Origin of the sequence: Bacillus mesophilum (genome assembly GCF_008923265.1) — a bacterium.
Classification (GTDB): Bacteria; Bacillota; Bacilli; order Bacillales; family Cytobacillaceae; genus Cytobacillus; species Cytobacillus mesophilum.
On the sequence record NZ_WBOT01000002.1, the window covers coordinates 29,527 to 45,129 of the forward strand.

At 37.6% G+C, this 15,603-nt stretch carries 19 protein-coding genes; 6 read left to right on the top strand and 13 right to left on the bottom strand.

The features are described from left to right. Window positions 1–226 precede the first annotated feature (226 nt). On the bottom strand, window positions 227–1,438 hold the full coding sequence (locus tag F7732_RS04990; RefSeq protein WP_151572702.1) for a C40 family peptidase: 1,212 nt from the start codon (window positions 1,436–1,438) through the stop codon (window positions 227–229). A gap of 281 nt (window positions 1,439–1,719) precedes the next feature. On the opposite strand from F7732_RS04990, the gene F7732_RS04995 reads away from it, so the two are divergent. Continuing rightward, window positions 1,720–2,235, top strand: a complete 516-nt coding sequence (locus F7732_RS04995) for a hypothetical protein (RefSeq protein ID WP_151572704.1) — start codon at window positions 1,720–1,722, stop codon at window positions 2,233–2,235. A 392-nt stretch (window positions 2,236–2,627) separates the two neighbouring features. Next, the gene (locus F7732_RS05000) at window positions 2,628–3,137 is read left to right on the top strand and encodes a hypothetical protein (protein ID WP_151572706.1); all 510 of its coding nucleotides are present in this window, start codon (window positions 2,628–2,630) and stop codon (window positions 3,135–3,137) included. Between the two features lie 341 nt (window positions 3,138–3,478). Here the strand turns inward: F7732_RS05000 and F7732_RS05005 are convergent, their stop codons facing one another. The 8 genes from F7732_RS05005 to F7732_RS05040 all read right to left on the bottom strand — a co-directional run bounded on the left by F7732_RS05005 (window position 3,479) and on the right by F7732_RS05040 (window position 10,232). After that, window positions 3,479–3,799, bottom strand: a complete 321-nt coding sequence (locus F7732_RS05005; RefSeq protein WP_151572708.1) for an 8-amino-7-oxononanoate synthase — start codon at window positions 3,797–3,799, stop codon at window positions 3,479–3,481. A gap of 12 nt (window positions 3,800–3,811) precedes the next feature. Next, window positions 3,812–4,717 (bottom strand): HD domain-containing phosphohydrolase, encoded by a 906-nt coding sequence (locus F7732_RS05010; RefSeq protein WP_151572711.1) that lies wholly within the window; start codon window positions 4,715–4,717, stop codon window positions 3,812–3,814. Window positions 4,718–4,944: 227 nt separating this feature from the next. Continuing rightward, window positions 4,945–5,622, bottom strand: a complete 678-nt coding sequence (locus F7732_RS05015) for a GNAT family N-acetyltransferase (RefSeq protein ID WP_151572713.1) — start codon at window positions 5,620–5,622, stop codon at window positions 4,945–4,947. Beyond that, the gene (locus F7732_RS05020) at window positions 5,615–6,490 is read right to left on the bottom strand and encodes a carbon-nitrogen hydrolase family protein (RefSeq protein ID WP_151572715.1); all 876 of its coding nucleotides are present in this window, start codon (window positions 6,488–6,490) and stop codon (window positions 5,615–5,617) included. The genes F7732_RS05015 and F7732_RS05020 overlap by 8 nt, the downstream gene beginning before the upstream one ends. 200 nt (window positions 6,491–6,690) lie before the next feature. Further along, window positions 6,691–8,409 (bottom strand): ABC transporter ATP-binding protein, encoded by a 1,719-nt coding sequence (locus F7732_RS05025; RefSeq protein ID WP_151572717.1) that lies wholly within the window; start codon window positions 8,407–8,409, stop codon window positions 6,691–6,693. A 76-nt stretch (window positions 8,410–8,485) separates the two neighbouring features. After that, the gene (locus F7732_RS05030; RefSeq protein WP_151572719.1) at window positions 8,486–8,926 is read right to left on the bottom strand and encodes a threonine/serine exporter family protein; all 441 of its coding nucleotides are present in this window, start codon (window positions 8,924–8,926) and stop codon (window positions 8,486–8,488) included. A 15-nt stretch (window positions 8,927–8,941) separates the two neighbouring features. Beyond that, window positions 8,942–9,700 (bottom strand): threonine/serine exporter family protein, encoded by a 759-nt coding sequence (locus tag F7732_RS05035; RefSeq protein ID WP_151572721.1) that lies wholly within the window; start codon window positions 9,698–9,700, stop codon window positions 8,942–8,944. Window positions 9,701–9,896: 196 nt separating this feature from the next. Beyond that, window positions 9,897–10,232, bottom strand: a complete 336-nt coding sequence (locus F7732_RS05040) for a MerR family transcriptional regulator (RefSeq protein ID WP_151572723.1) — start codon at window positions 10,230–10,232, stop codon at window positions 9,897–9,899. A 183-nt stretch (window positions 10,233–10,415) separates the two neighbouring features. Between F7732_RS05040 and fbpA the strand changes: the two genes are divergently transcribed. From fbpA to chrA, 4 genes are all read left to right on the top strand, one after another. Further along, window positions 10,416–10,568, top strand: coding sequence for a Fur-regulated basic protein FbpA (gene fbpA / locus F7732_RS05045; protein WP_151572725.1), 153 nt, complete (start codon window positions 10,416–10,418; stop codon window positions 10,566–10,568). A gap of 26 nt (window positions 10,569–10,594) precedes the next feature. Further along, on the top strand, window positions 10,595–10,729 hold the full coding sequence (locus F7732_RS23210) for a hypothetical protein (RefSeq protein WP_275670914.1): 135 nt from the start codon (window positions 10,595–10,597) through the stop codon (window positions 10,727–10,729). A gap of 270 nt (window positions 10,730–10,999) precedes the next feature. Further along, window positions 11,000–11,311 carry a PadR family transcriptional regulator gene (locus F7732_RS05050; RefSeq protein ID WP_151572727.1) on the top strand — a complete coding sequence of 104 codons (312 nt, stop codon included), beginning with the start codon at window positions 11,000–11,002 and terminating at the stop codon, window positions 11,309–11,311. Window positions 11,312–11,324: 13 nt separating this feature from the next. Then, complete coding sequence (chrA, locus tag F7732_RS05055) at window positions 11,325–12,503, top strand: chromate efflux transporter (protein WP_151572729.1); 1,179 nt, start codon at window positions 11,325–11,327, stop codon at window positions 12,501–12,503. A 92-nt stretch (window positions 12,504–12,595) separates the two neighbouring features. Here the strand turns inward: chrA and F7732_RS05060 are convergent, their stop codons facing one another. The 4 genes from F7732_RS05060 to F7732_RS05075 are packed head-to-tail and all read right to left on the bottom strand — an operon-like array spanning window position 12,596 to window position 15,488. After that, window positions 12,596–13,690 carry a PAS domain-containing sensor histidine kinase gene (locus F7732_RS05060; RefSeq protein WP_151572731.1) on the bottom strand — a complete coding sequence of 365 codons (1,095 nt, stop codon included), beginning with the start codon at window positions 13,688–13,690 and terminating at the stop codon, window positions 12,596–12,598. 11 nt (window positions 13,691–13,701) lie between these two features. Beyond that, window positions 13,702–14,136: a GAF domain-containing protein gene (locus F7732_RS05065; protein WP_151572733.1), complete on the bottom strand. Its 435-nt coding sequence runs from the start codon at window positions 14,134–14,136 to the stop codon at window positions 13,702–13,704. A gap of 15 nt (window positions 14,137–14,151) precedes the next feature. Beyond that, window positions 14,152–14,805: a response regulator gene (locus tag F7732_RS05070; RefSeq protein WP_151572735.1), complete on the bottom strand. Its 654-nt coding sequence runs from the start codon at window positions 14,803–14,805 to the stop codon at window positions 14,152–14,154. A 44-nt stretch (window positions 14,806–14,849) separates the two neighbouring features. Next, window positions 14,850–15,488 carry a sensor histidine kinase gene (locus tag F7732_RS05075; RefSeq protein WP_151572737.1) on the bottom strand — a complete coding sequence of 213 codons (639 nt, stop codon included), beginning with the start codon at window positions 15,486–15,488 and terminating at the stop codon, window positions 14,850–14,852. Between the last annotated feature and the right edge of the window lie 115 nt (window positions 15,489–15,603).

Here is a 15,603-nt window from a genome sequence, read left to right on the forward strand (position 1 = left end):
ACTGCCCAGTATACACAGGAATGCAGGATTAAGTAGTTGTCATCCTTATGTCATAACATGATGCCAAATATAGCTAATGATAGATTTGAACAAAAAAAGATCCTTAATTTTTCAACTAAGGATCTTGTCTCATCTTTTTATATTGAAACGGATTAGAATCAATAAGAGCGGGTATCTATATAATAGAAAAACCCGACTACTTTGAAGAAGTCAGGTTTTAATTCTATTAACGTACGCGCATAACACGGCCATTGAATGTGTCTGCCCAATATCCACTATTCATGTTAGCAATCGCTACGCCAGTACTGCTCTGAGAACCAATGAACTTGCCGCCGCCAAGATAAATACCTACATGTCCGTCCGTTTTATAAGTATTAAAGAATACAAGGTCCCCAGGCTGCATTTGACTAGTTGGTACACGAGTACCTGTGTTCTTTAGTGAATCTGTACTTGCCCCTACACTAATTCCTGCTTGAGCAAAAGCCCAAGAAACAAATCCTGAACAGTCAAAACGGCCATTTGCGATGTCATATGCATTTCTGCCGCCGCCAAATACATAAACTGAGTTGCCAATATATTTGTATCCAGCATTAATAACCGTACTAATATCGCCGCTTGGCTTAGCAGAAGAAGTCCCGCCTGAATACGATACATTGCTGCTGACAGCTGAGTTAGAAGAAGAAGCAGCAGCAGAACGTGTAATGCTTTCTTCAATTTGTCTTTGCATTGCAGCAAGTTTTTGATCTTCTGTATTTAATTCTGCTTTTTTAGCTTCTGCAGATTTTTTCTTTTGATCAAGCTGCTTTTTCAGCTCATCATTTTGTTGACTCTGCTCCTCTAATTGCGCACGCATACCTTCAAGTTCAGCTTTCATGCTATTTAGATCTGCCAGTTTTTCATCCACAGTTACTTTTTTATCAGCGATTTCCTGTTTATCAGCATCATGCTCAGCAATTATGCTCTGATCTGCTTCTACAATTTTGCTTACAGCACCAATACGATCAATGAAATCACCGAAACTTGTAGAACCTAATAATACTTCAATGTAACCTACATTGCTTCCGCCGCTTTCTTGAAATGCAAGAGCTCTTTCTTTTAATATCTCATTACGTTTATCAATTCGCTCTTGTATTACTGCGATTTCAGATTCAAGTTTTTTAACTTGCTCTTGTGCTGCTTTTATGTCCGCTTCTGTCTTTATTATCATTTCATTATTATCAGCTACAGCCTGATCTACTCTTTTAACTTGATCATCTAACTTAGCAAGCTCTGTAAGGACAGCTGCAAGCTCTTTTTCAGCTGCTGAAAGATTGGATTGCAGTGTAGAACGTTGTTTTTGGATGCTATCAACTGTTTCTGCTTGTACTGCAGGTAGTGCTAATGAACCTAATCCGAGCATAATAGTAGTATTTAAGACAACTAGCTTTTTCTTCAACATATTCCCCTGCTTTCACTATGTATGTAACGATTATCTCTATATGTAAATATCAGACACTATTTTATATTTTATGACAATTTAACCAGTACTAATTCTATACAAATGGGATTATAACATCATTTTTTGACAACCGTGTAATAATAATATTACAAATATATTACTAAATACGACAGATTACGAGTTTTCATCCTATTAATTTCCTATTTTTTCTTCTAATACTTGTTTAATCATTAACAAAAATGGTACTTTATTTGTAATTCATTCAATAAAGGAGCTTTTGTATGCCAAATATATCGCTTGCTGAAGCTGTAAAATTAAAAAGTGTCTTATCTAAAAGAATTCATGAATTAGAAGAAGAAATGGATCGAACTGCTTTTGTTGAAATAGAAAAAGGAACTCAACCGCCTAAGCAATCCCGTACATTAGCACAAGTAGAAAGCGATCTTGCAGCCATTCGCAAGGATTTCCGCCTGCTTGATGTATTAATGTATAAGGCTAATAGCATAAACGAAATTGAATTCGATGGCAATCATTATACAATCGTAGAAGCGATTGAACTAGCAGCTCAACTTAGAGCTCAAGCGAGAAAATATAAAGTATATGGATCGGTTCATAAAGAAGAATTTCTTTATGCAGTTGGAGATTCTTCAGCCATGCTTAGAGTAGCAACTTTCGAACCTGAAGAATATCGATTAAAAGCTTTAGAAACCGAAAGACAGGCTAATCGTCTTTCGAATGCAATTAATGCAAAGAATTACAGCATTCTACTGGATTTTAATGGTGATCAATATTTTTAACCTTGGAGGGGTGAGACTCCTCTTCAAGGCGTAGAAGGAAAACCTGGTGTGCATATAAGTACAATTGAATAAATGCAAATGGCTAACCAATGACCATTTACCATTTACTCTTTTACCATTAACCCATCCCCAACTACTGCAATGGATGGCTGAATGCCAATAATCGTAATTTTATTTCCTTCTATGAATGTCTCGGCGTTTTCGTCGAGGCATTTTTATTTTTCTTTACTATTTAGCATTTACGCATAAGTATTTAACCCTTGAAACTAAGTCAATAAATCCTGGAATATATCAAACTGAAATCTTTGTAATGTTTTTGTAATAAAAGTGAAACTTTTTTCCATCTCTATCCGTCTAATAAGTAACTGAACTATTGGAGGGACATTTTTAAAATGAAGAAAACGATATTATCTATTTGCATTCTTTCCGGAAGCCTGTTCTTCTCACCATTACAATTATCCGAGGCACATGTTCAATCAAATAATGTGTATGCAGCAGAGACGAAGGTGTTATCGAAAACATCAACATCAAACATATCATTGAGTTTTCATCCAGATATTAAGACGTTAAAGGAAATGAGCAACCCTGCACATTCGAAAGATGAAATAATCAGCACTTTTGGTGAACCCGATGATGTTCTAAGGGGCGCGATGGATAACAATCTATTATGGCGCTATGATTTTAAAAATAATGAAAACTATGTATTTACTCATGACCTCGATGCCATTGACGTGGATGCACTTAAATCAGGGGAACTTGAGTACATTATCTATATCAGTTTTGAACAGGATGAACAAACAGTTAGTAATATTGCGATTTATTATATTGATCAGGATGGAAAGTTTCATGAGTATCGCGAATATGCTGATGGGTATGTGAAGGATTTGGCGGAAGGAAGTTGAACTTAATGAAAAGAGGCTGGGACAAAACGAAATTAATATTTCTAAAACACGAATATTCAATATCTTGGTTTCGGTATTTAATCAAGACCGTTCCATTGCGCTGCGGACCCTCGCTTTCCGCGGGGAGCAAGCTGAGCCTCCTCGTCACTTCGTTCCTGCGGGGTCTCACCCTTTGCTCTGCAGCCCTCAGGAGTCGAGGGCCCTCCGCTCCATTTCACTCATGTAAATAAAATAAATATATTTTATAATTATAAATAAAAAACCGAATGATTAGAAAGATGACCTTTCTTATCATTCGGTTCAATAGGTGTGTTAAATACTTATGTCCCAGCCTCTTTTTTTTAATATAATGCAAATGGTGGATCAATTCCTATTACAGGCTCTCCATTTACAGTTAGCCAAATGTAAAAATGATCAATTTCTGTATTTAGAAGTTTTTCAATTTTTGCAATAATAGCTTCTTGTACTTCAAATGAGATTCTTGCTGTCTCTTCACCTAGTTCAACATCTTTTAAACCGACTAGATCAGCAATAAATCTAGCTTGTTCAAAAGTAACCTCAACATATTGATCATGCTCTGGTAAATAAGCCGCTTCTGCTGAACTTACACTGATTACAGCCGCTAGCAAAAATGCTGTAAACATGACAGTAATTTTTTTCATTAATTTTCCCCCCTATATTTCTATAATTTTATTTTTTAATGCAAGAAAAATATCTACCACCTTTGGGTGATACATAGTTCCCTTACATCTCAAAATCTCATTAAATGCTTCTTCCTTTGATCGTGCTTTTTGATAGACTCTATTAGTTGTCATAGCATCAAAAGAATCCACAACTGAAATAATAGCAGCTTCAATAAGTATATCCTCACCTGATAAACCGTTAGGATAGCCTTTCCCATCAAACCTTTCATGATGCTGCTCAACAATCTTTCCAGCTTCTTTTAAGAAAGTAAGCCCAAGCTCTTCTAGTATTTCTCTGCCATGTCTTGAATGTTGTTTCATTAATTCCCATTCTTCATGGTTTAACTTACCAGGCTTCTGTAATACTTCTAATGGAACTCTTAATTTACCTACATCATGAAGAAAAGAAGCAATATTTAAACCTTTTAACTGCTTTGTATTTAAATCCATAGCTTCTCCAACAATCATAGAAAGCTTATTAATCCTTTGACAATGGTCAACCGTATATCCATCTTTTTCTTCTATTGAGATTGAAAGTTCCATTAATTGTTTGGTAGCTTTGCTATAATAGTGAAAAATAGGCTGAGAACTTACATATAGGAATTCCGTCACGCCTATAGCTTGGAAAATATAATGATGTTCTACAGGAATTTTAAAAAAAGAATCTCCTTCTTTAATAGTTCTTTCTTCATTTGAATATTTTATATTTAGCTGCCCGGAAAGCACATGCAAATATTCCATTGCATCCCAGCCCTCCTGAGGCTCTATTCCCCACATTGCTTGATCTTCTAATTTATGATAGATAACCTCTGTCCCATCTCCAGATGCAATAAGAGATATTTGCAGACCTTTCATGTGGACGGTTTCAATGAAGCTATCCTCATTTATTTTGCCCACGCTAAACCCTTCTTTCTCTGTTTCCGCTTTGCGAGACTAAAATGTTACATGTTTGTCATATAGTAGTTTAGACATAATGACATTTTATTATATAAAATGGCAAATTTCCACATATTTTTTTATACTGATAGAATTTGTCAGTACAACTAAATGACAAATTTCTCGGGAACTATTTCCATAGAAACTAAAGAAAAGCTGCCAACTTTTTTTGACAGCTTTTTTTCTTCCTATTTAAATGGGTTTTTCCATTCCATTAGCACGCCATAATTTAATGATTCATTATCCTCTAAATAGTTTTCACAAACAGCAATCGGTTTTCTGCCGCATCGCAGCAAGAAAGAAATGACGGGATCTTTGTAATTCCCCCTGACGACTTCAGCTATATATTCATCAGGTGTTAGTTTCTCGGCTAACTGTTGATATCCCGGCATTCTTCCGCCTCCAAGAAGGCGCTTTAGATTTAATTGAATGACGACATGATACATGGCCTCCATTAGCATCTTACCTAATCCTAATTTACGGAACTTCGGCTTCACACTAATATCAACAATGTAAAGTGTATCTCCATTAGAATCATGGGTCTTGATATAACCATGATCCGTCACTTCCTCCCATGTATGATAAGGGTGGTCAGGGTCAAAATTAATTATTAAACCTGTTAAAGAACCAGCAAGCTCGCCATCTACTTCTATGCATAAGGCACCTTCTGGAAAATAATGAATATGGCTTTTTAGCTGTTCTTCACTCCACCATAAATCGGAAGGAAATGGCGGCGGGAAGCACTCAGCCTGGATTTGAATTAAATCATCAAAATCCTGATCTTTATAGTTTCTAATAACAGCGGAGACGGTTTTTCCATTGGCATTTATATAAAAGTCGCTGAAATAGTGACTAGTATTATCCATCAATATTCTCTTTTTCCCAGTCTGTATATAAATCAGTCCGCCGATCTCGCCATGTTGTTACCGAACCTCTTTCCCTTACTTCATATAAAAGGTTTAGATCAAGATCGGCTGTAATGATCATATCATCATTTAATTCGCCTTCTGCCATAATCCCTTTAGGCGGGAATGGTATATCATTCGGAGTGATAATGGCTGCCTGACCAAAGTTCGCTCTCATGAAATCCACGGTTGGCAGCGAGCCAATTGTCCCTGTCACCACAACATAAACTTGATTCTCAATAGCCCTTGCATGGGAGGTATAACGGACCCGATGGAATCCATGACGATCATCGGTGCAAGACGGGCAAAAGATGACATCTGCACCTTTCGCTTTAGCCATACGCACGATTTCAGGAAATTCAATATCATAACAAGTTAAGATCGCAATTCTGCCTTTCTCCGTATCAAATACTTGAAAATGATCTCCTGCAGACATATTCCATTCATCTACCTCGGTTGGAGTAATATGAAGTTTTGCTTGTTCTTCTACTCTTCCATCCGGATAAAATAAATGGGCAACATTATATAACTTCCCATTTCGCGATACAACATGTGTACCTCCAATAATATGAAGGCTGTTATTGACCGCTAGGGTTATAAACAGATTTTTATATTGTTCTGTAAAGCCTGGAAGTTCATTGATCGTTAAGCTTCCTCCCGCTTCACTTCCTATGGAAAGCAGCTGTGTAGTAAAAAATTCAGGAAATAGGACGAATTCGGCTCCAAACTCCTGAGCTGTTTTCACATAATGTGTACACTGGGCAGCAAATTCCTCAAAAGACCTGATACTATGCAAGTGATATTGCACAGCTGATACTCTCATTTTCATTTATCGTCCTCCTTCTCCACCGTAATGGAACTCATGAATTATCAATGATTTTACAGGATAATAACCACTATGTGTACCCTTTTTCGTAAAAAAAACAATAAGAAGCAGTCCTAATTTCCCCTTGAAAGTGCAACTTTTCTCTGAGTCATCAACTCTACTCACAAAAAAAACAGTGAATCTTTGTGATTCACTGCTTTAATCTATGCTTTTTGAAATTGAACTTTGTGAAGATTAGCGAATATGCCGCCTTTTTCAATTAGCTCATCATGACTGCCTTCCTCCGCAATCCCGTTCTCTGTTACAACGACAATCCGATCTGCATTTCGAATTGTTGCCAATCTATGGGCAATTACCAATGTTGTTCGATTTTTTGCGAGGTCGGTTAATGCCGCCTGAATAATTCGCTCTGTCTCAGTGTCCAGAGCAGAAGTTGCTTCATCTAATATTAAAATAGGTGGATTTTTCAAGAACATCCGTGCAATCGCTAATCGCTGCTTTTGCCCTCCGGAAAGTTTTAAGCCACGCTCACCAATTTGTGTCTCATAGCCAAAAGGAAGTGAAGCAATAAAGTCCTCTAAATGGGCTTTTTTTGCGGCTTCATAAATTTCTTCATCAGATGCATCGAGGTTACCATAACCGATATTTTCCTTTATTGTTCCAGTAAACAAGAAAACATCCTGCTGCACAATTCCAATTTGTGAGCGAAGAGATTGCTTTGTCATGTCCCTCAGATCGATTCCATCGATTTTAATACTGCCGTTTGAAACATCATAAAAACGTGGAATCAAAGAACAGATCGTTGTTTTCCCTGCACCTGAAGGTCCAACAAACGCAACGGTTTCTCCTGCTCTTATCGAAAGGTCAATATCCGTAAGGACAGATTTATGTTCATCATAGCTAAAGCTGACATCCTCAAAACGGATATCCCCTCTTAGGGTTGATACTTCGATCGCATCCTTCCGATCTTCAACCTCAGGCTCTGTATCAAGTAATTCGGTAAATCGTTTAAATCCAGCCATGCCTTTTGGATAAAGTTCCATAAGCGCACTTATTTTATCAATCGGCTTTAACAATACATTTACATATAGGATAAAGCTGACAAGCTCTCCATGAGTCAGTTCACCTGTAAAACTTAACCAGGCACCATATACTAATACAAGCAAGGTAATTAAGCGAGTCATCATATAAATACCTGAAGAACTGTAGCTCATAATTTTATAAGCTCCTAGTTTAGCTTTGCGAAATGTCTGGTTATCCTTCATAAATCTGGCAATCTCAAATTTTTCGTTTGTAAAAGATTGGACAACCCGTACGCCAGAAACACTATCTTCCACACGACCATTTACATTGGCAATCTCACCATACATTTTTTTCCAAGCTTTGTTCATCCGAACATTACAATAAGCAATTAGCCAAATGAGGAATGGCATGATAATAATTGAAACAATGGCAAGCTTTACATTGATGGTCAGCATGATTCCAAAAGCACCAAAGAAAGTCATAATGGCAATAAATAAATCTTCTGGTCCATGATGAGCAAGTTCGCCAATGTCCATTAAATCATTTGTCACCCGGCTCATAATATGTCCAGTCTTTGTATTATCAAAAAATCGAAAGGATTGGCGCTGAACGTGATTAAACAGCTGCTGGCGCATATCCGTTTCTATATTAATGCCTAGCATATGTCCCCAATAGTTAACGATATATTGGAGAAATGTACTTGTTACATAAAAGGCAAGTAATCCCGCACTAACAGAAACAATCATGGCCCAGTTCTCATCCGGCAGAAGGTCATCGATGAACCATTGCACCGCGAGAGGAAAGCCCAGTTCAAGGAGTGCTACGATAACCGCACTCGAAAAATCAATGATAAATAATTTCTTATGAGGTTTATAATAAGTAAAAAAACGACGGATCATCCTGTTCTCCTATTCTCTTGAGATTTTTATGCTACTTGGATTATATGCCCATCAACAGGCTGTTACAAGCCTTTTACTAACTTTTCACCTTTCTTAATGGTATTTTCCGAATCAGCTGGTTAAGAACTTCTGAAACAACCAGGCCTACTGCTATCGATCCTGAAATCATAAATGCTTTGGCTGCAAGCTGAATAGCCGTATTATAATCATTTTCAACAAAGTTCCGCATCGCATCATAAGCAAGCCCTCCCGGGACAAGCGGTATAATTCCTGACACACTAAAAATGATAATGGGCGTCCGGTAATATCTCGCAAACATTTGACTCAGCACTGCAATGGAAAAAGCAGCTATTAATGAAGAAACAACTGCATCAAAATAGCGATCGACTAGTATAATGTAAATCATCCAGCCAACCATTCCGACAAAACCGCATTGAAGCAATGATTTCTTTGGTGCATTAAATAAAATACCAAATGCTGCGGAGGCAATAAAGCTAGTAACCAGATGTGTAAGCATGTATCTCCGCCTCCTTTATGAATAAAATGCAAAAATAACGGCAATTCCCGTTCCAATGGCGAAAGCTGTTAAAAAAGCTTCTGCTCCCTTTGATAACCCTGAAACAAGATGCCCCGCCATTAAGTCACGGACTGCATTGGTTATGAGCAGTCCAGGAACCAGCGGCATTACAGAGCCAATAATAATTTTGTCCAGCTGTGCTCCAAATCCACTTTTTATAAATAAAAACGCAGCTAGTCCAATAATCAATGAAGCAAGAAATTCAGAAAAAAACTTTATTTGAACAACACGATGCAGGTATATAAATGAGGTAAAGCCAATCCCTCCGCATATCACCGCTGGTATAAAGTCACTCCACTGTCCTAAAAACATCAACATAAAACAGCCGCTCGCAATAGCAGCCGCCACAATCTGCTGATAAATAGGGAATGTAAAATCAGCCTCTTCTATTTCTTTTAATCGTATGTATGCCTGTTGGCTGGTTAATTCCCCGCTGGCGGCCTTCCGCGATACTCCATTCACTAACGTTACTTTATATAAGTCAGTAGTTCGTTCAGAAATTCGAATCAGCTTCGCAGGTTCTGTTCCGTCAACAGAAAAAATAATGCCCGTTGGGGTCACGTAACTATGGGAATCGGGAATTCCAAATGTTGCAGCGATTCTTGACATTGTATCTTCTACCCGATAGGTTTCAGCTCCGCATTGAAGCATAATTTTACCCGCCAGTAAGCATATATCAATTACCTCCAAGCTGGTAGGAAATTTATGTTCCATTCTTCCGCCTCCTTCCGCGTCATGCATAATGCTCATTCATCTTAATCCAAATATGCCCTTTAATAAAGTCCTTATTACATCATACAATATTTTCATTTTAGAGAACGTTTACACTGTGAGAAAAATTGATGTAAAAAAAAGACCCCCCGATATGGAGAGTTTCATCTTCAAACATAATTAAATCCACTGCTTGCTGTCATTTTTTTGGATGTCGATTAGAATGATTAAATCGGGCATTCAACTGCCCTTGTATCATTTTATTTCTCGTCGCTGTATCTTCCTTCTTCTTCTTTTTCTTTAATTCCTGAAGTATTTCGTCTGTCCTCACACCTTCTTCTCTTTTATTTGCAATTTCAATGAGCCTTTCCACATCCATAAAAGAATATTTGCGATTTCCCCGATCAGATCTTTCTGGAGAAATTAGCTTTCTTTCTTCGTAATATCGAATTTGCCTTTCAGTTAATCCCGTTAACTCGCTTACAGTTCCGATTGAAATGACCTTTCTATTTTTATATGATGCTTCATTTTCCATACCGAGCCCACCCCAAATGATAAGGTTTTAACACTATTATACATGTTTGTTAGATTATTTCACTATATATGTTATAAAATATAACATTAATAAAAAACATGTTAGGATATCTTACAAATTAAGTGAAATTTCTCTTTTAATCATATAAACTGACAGAAATAATACGAAATGAGGAGATGGAATATGCAATATTTACGAAAAGCGGTTGAAAAGAAACGCAACTATTTAATCCAGCTGCTCGTAAAAGCAGGTGTTTCTAAAGAAACCGAACAATTACAAAATCTAACATTAACGGAACTTGAACTGCTTTCAAAAAAACATATGGTCGTTAAATAATGGTTAAAACAGGGAGGAAAGGAAAAATGGAACATAATGCACTCGAACTCGCTAAAAAAATCATTGAACTTGACCTTTTAAGGGATAAGATTTGGGAGAACTTAGCGGAAATGGCCGGAGACAAGGCCTATGAACTAATCAGGAAGGTGCAAAACAGCTAAACCTGTTCATTAAAATAAAGAATAGAAATATTTCTCAGAACAATTCAATATGACCACATATAAAAACACTGAAGTATGATCGGTGTTTTTTTGTTGTTCATTTTTATCTGTCTCTTATCCTTAAATAGAACCCCCAGCCAATCATTAAATTTATAAACGCTTTATGCCTTTATATGCAATGAATTTGTTTGATTTCAGCAAACGTCCAATATATACTTATATTATCGATTTCCAATATTGCTTTTCGATAACAGAAAGGAAGTGATCTTATTGGAAGATCGTGTACTTAGAAAACTGTTTTTAGGCTTTATCCAAATTCACATTCTGCATCATGCTGATGAAGAGCCCATTTATGGTCTATGGATGTTAGATGAATTAAAGGAACACGGATATTCAATGAGTGCCGGTACCATTTATCCCATTCTGCATTCCATGACAAATGATGGCCTGCTTCTTCAGGAAAAGCAAAAAGTGGATGGAAAGATTAGAAAGTATTATCGAACAACCGAAAAAGGAAAAGAGGTTTTACTGGAAGCAAGAAAGAAAGCTTTTGAACTATTCAAAGAAATAAAAGATTCTTAAGGAGTGGAGATGATTGAAAAACAAATTGGCAAGCTTATGGGAGATCCTGCTTGTGTCAACCCGATTAGGACTCACGTCATTCGGAGGTCCCATTGCGCACCTTGGCTATTTTAGAGATGAATATGTCATTAAACGAAAGTGGATGGATGAGGATAGCTATGCTCAGCTTGTGGCATTGTGTCAATTTATACCTGGGCCGGCAAGCAGCCAAGTAGGCATAGGAATCGGGATGGTACGGGCCGGCTGGCTTGGAGGTATTATATCGTTTATTGGGTTTACCTTTCCATCTGTTTTAGCACTTATACTATTTGCTCTAACATTGCAAAGCTTTAATCAGTTTGATTTAGGCTGGATTCAAGGATTGAAGATTGTTGCAGTAGCTGTTGTTGCTCAGGCTGTAATGGGGATGGCTAAGAACCTAGCCCCAGATTTCCCAAGAAAAACGATTACTCTGATAGCAGTGGTCACAGCTGTTTTATGGCAAACTACAATGACACAAATTTTGATTATCATTATAGCGGGAATCATTGGCTTCTTCGTTTATAAAAATGTGGCGGATCATAAAGAAACAAGTCTTCATGTGCCTGTTTCTAAGAAATTCGCTTTAATCTCTCTCGTCATGTTCTTTGCTATATTGTTTTTACTGCCGATCATAAATCAAATTTTCACTGCAGAATGGATCACCGTATTTGATCGATTTTATCGTTCTGGCGCCCTTGTTTTTGGGGGTGGACATGTTGTTCTTCCGCTTTTAGAAATGGAATTTGTTCCTAGCGGTTTTCTTTCTGAAGAAGCATTCCTTGCTGGTTATGGTGCCGCACAGGCTGTTCCTGGTCCGCTATTTACCTTCGCAGCTTACCTTGGAACGATCATTAATGGCTGGCAGGGAGGATTATTAGCCTCATTTGCTATCTTTTTGCCTGCTTTTCTGCTCATTGCAGGAACATTGCCTTTTTGGCAGCAGATCAGCAAAAACAAAAATATGAAAGCAGCCTTATATGGGGTGAATGCAGCAGTTGTCGGCATATTAATTGCTGCATTATATGATCCAATTTGGACGAGCACCATTCATTCTGCAGCCGATTTTTCATTAGCTGCCATTTTATTCTTTATGTTAAATTATTGGAAGCTCCCTCCTTGGATTGTCGTTGTTACTGGTGCTGTTGCTGGAGCAATAATGCACATGCTATAAAACTTTCAGCAGTACTCTTAATAAGCAGATGTTTACTTTTAAATAGAAAAACTCTTGCCAGCTGTATGGCAGAGTTTTTCTGTTTTTTTATTTTATAAGGGCATGACCAATACTACCCTTGTCCCGCGACCTTTTTCAGAAAGGATATCCAGAGAGCCGCCTTCCACTTTTGCTCTCTCCTCCATACTAAAAAGCCCGACACCCTTCTGAATTTTTTCGTATTCAAACCCAGCACCATGATCTTCAATTACTACTCTGATTTCATGATCATGTTCGCGGATGGTTACAAAGGCTTCGTTTGTCCCTGCATATTTCCGGATATTTGTTAATGCTTCCTGAATGATTCTATAAATGGTCAATTCTTTATCTGTGCTTAGCCGTTCATTTAAATTACTCGTAAATTGCACATCTATTTGATGATATTGTGAAAACCGATGCAAATAAGAACGGATGGCAGGCAATAAACCTAAATCATCCAGTACAGATGGCCGCAGCTCTCTTGAAATATCTCTCAGCTCTTCAATTATTTCTGCTGTTTCCGTGTAAAGCTGTTCTAGAAGTGGATGGTTAACTTCTGCTTGCAGGCGGTTAATAGTTATCATATGGCTATATAAGTTTTGTCCTACTCCGTCATGGAGATCGCGTGAAATGATTTTGCGCTCATCTTCCTGTAAGTTAATCATCCGCGTCATCATATTCTTGATTTCTTGTTCCGCTTTTTTCCGATTTGTGATTTCATGGCGGATGGCTAAGAATTGATATGGCTTTTCATCTCCATCTAGGAAAGGAACAATCGTAGTATCCACCCAGTAATTGTTTCCATCTTTGGATCTATTCTTTATTTCGCCTTTCCAAACCTCTCCCTGATTAATCGTATCCCATAATTGTTTAAAAAATGATTTGGGATGATAACCCGAATTAATAATCCGATGATCGGCACCTATTAATTCGCTTCTGTTATATTTAGAAATTCTGCAAAATTCATCGTTAACATATGTAATTTTCCCTTTCCGATCGGTTATAGCTACGATAGAAGAGGCATCTAGAGCAAATTTCATGTCACTTAGCTCTTTATGATAAGACACTTCTTCTCTTAATGGATCAACAGCAGCATTCCGATTGCTCTGTAATCCTGCTTTATTATCATTTTTTGACGCTTGCTGTTGAGGGTTATTTGTATTCTTCATCTGAACCTCTCCTAATCATGGCTGAATACCACCTTTTCGAGCTTGTTTGTGTAATCTCTTACAGCCTTTTGTTCATGAAGCTGGAACGGTTTTTTCACACGGCGTCCGACCATCAGTACTCCTTTTGCACTGCCATTTAAAAGAATCGGAACTGCGTAAGCGCTGATTAGCTTCTCAGCAAGCATAATTGGATACTCTAAGTCTCTGCCAATTATATTATCCGGAAAACGATCTAGGTGAATGGGAGTCCCAGTTGAAATGACTCTTCCAGCAATTCCTTTTCCATAACGCAGTGTAATTCTTTTATACTTGTCGTTCAAATTTCCAGCAGCATGCTTCCATTTAACATCTGAACCCTTTGGAATTTGAATCGCAATGGCCGCAAATTCACATGGCACATCAACTAGCAGATCGTGTAACAATTGAAGAATCATCTGGTTTTCCATTACTGGGCCATCCTCCTATATCCCATAGCCCAGCAGTCCTTTTTTTAACGCAAACTGAACAAGCTCTGGCCTTGTTTTCATCTTCAGCTTTTCCATTACATTACTTTTATGTGTTTCAACCGTTTTAACAGAGATATAAAGCTGTTCGGCGATTTCTTTATTAGAGAATCCTTTGGCTATTAACGTTAAAACTTCCTTTTCCCGTTCTGACAGCAGTTCAAAATGATCGGTATCTCCGCTTTTTACTGTATTTAAATACTCTTCCATCAATCGTTTCGTTGCAGAAGGATGCAAATAGGCTTCACCTGAAGCAACACTGCGGATTGCTGATATCAGTTCATCATGTGGAGAGCTTTTCAACAGACATCCAGATGCCCCCGCCTGAATGGCTTTAAATAAGTATTCTTCATCATCATGCATCGTTAGAATTAATATTGAAATTTCCGGTTTTTTCTTTTTCAGCTCAATTGTTGCACTTAATCCATCTTTTCCGTGCGGCATACTTAAATCCATCACCACTACATCAGGTGCAAGCTCCAGTGATTTTTCAATCGCTTCATTGCCTTCAGATGCCTCGCCGATTACCTCGAGTTCCGGATGATTATTTAATAGCATTTTTAACCCCATTCTCACTACTGCATGATCATCGCACAGCAAGATTTTAATCATTTCATTTCCCCCTTTGTCCATTTCCCCATAAAAGCTGCCTCTTTCTAGTATGGTAATGATAGCGTAATAAGTGTTCCATTCCCAATAGCTGAAGTGATTAAGCATGTACCCCCAATTAACTCCATTCTTTCACACATAGCTGCTAACCCTGATCTTTTAGCTAAACCTGTATAAATATCAAAGCCTTTGCCAAAATCTTTTATTTCGATTATTACCTTCTCAGCTTCCCAGCTTACTTTCATATGAACAAGATTTGCATCTGCGTATTTAGCTATGTTTCCTAGTGCTTCTTGACAAACACGGTATAACATAATATTTTGTTTTTCAAGTAATCTTCTTTCATTTCCAGCAGATTTTAATTCTGTAATAATTCCATAGGTTGAAGTATATAACTTTAAATAACTTTTAAGTGCGGCTGTAATACCCGAAGAGGCTAATGACGGAGGATGCAGCTCAAGTGATAACAGCCGAATCTCCTGTATCGTTTTACTTAACTGCTCACGTATTTCTGCAGTATAACTTTTCATTGCCGGTTCTTGCATACTGCCTTCTAGGTACTCCAGTCCCGTAAATACACTATATAGCGTCTGCCCTACTCCTTCGTGTAATTCATTTGAGATCCTTTTAATTTCATCTTCTTGTGAATCTATAATATAATGGCTGATTACAGTATCCTTTTCCACTTAATACACTCCCTTCAATAAGTATAAAATATTTAACCAGTATGTTTATAGGGTTTTCATTGAAAATAAAATTTGCCGGCTGGCAAACTCAATACTACAAAGATCAAGCATCAGC